Below are 576 nucleotides of genomic sequence, written 5' to 3'. Positions count from 1 at the left end.
GAGGGCACTGAAAAAGTGGACTTAAAATAGTTTGTTTTTGCAAAGCGGATGAATGAGTTCTGAACTCTTCATCCGCTTTATTTTTTTTATGTCATTTGATATTTCGGTTTATGCTGTGTTCAGCATTCTAATTGAGCTTAGTGGCTTTTTCTAGGGTTCTTAAAGATTTTTTTAGATGAAAAAGTCTCCAACCCTAGAATTTGAATATTCTTTTCAGATTTACTACAAATATTGCTATTGCCCCTTGCATTTTCATGTTTTCTATGCCATATGAATCCGCCCTGCCATATCCATGAACATTTTTTAATTCACTATTTTTTGCTTCAATCTTGTATCGGTGACTGGCTTGTTCCTTGTAGTAGCTGGTTTCCTGAAAGTCCATTTGTTCCTTGTGCAGATGGGACTTTATGGATACTGAATAGCTTTTAGTTTTTGCTCCCGGCTTATAACAATTCTCCCTCAATGGACAGGTCTTGCACTTTTCAACGTCAAAATAGTAGGTGTCTACCTGATTTGTTCCATCTTCCTTTTTCCCCTGCCTTGCTTTTCGAACAGCGAGATGGCCTGCCGGGCAAA

1 protein-coding gene is annotated in these 576 nt (G+C 38.0%); it reads right to left on the bottom strand.

The annotated features are described in order from the left end of the window. Positions 1-193 precede the first annotated feature (193 nt). Positions 194-576 (bottom strand): transposase (locus ACFOUY_RS08940; RefSeq protein ID WP_378960162.1); only part of this gene is annotated, 383 nt, incomplete at its 5' end.

This window comes from Pedobacter jamesrossensis, assembly GCF_042650905.1.
In the GTDB taxonomy this organism is placed as follows: domain Bacteria; phylum Bacteroidota; class Bacteroidia; order Sphingobacteriales; family Sphingobacteriaceae; genus Pedobacter; species Pedobacter jamesrossensis.
This window is presented reverse-complemented; position numbering and strand designations above follow the sequence as displayed.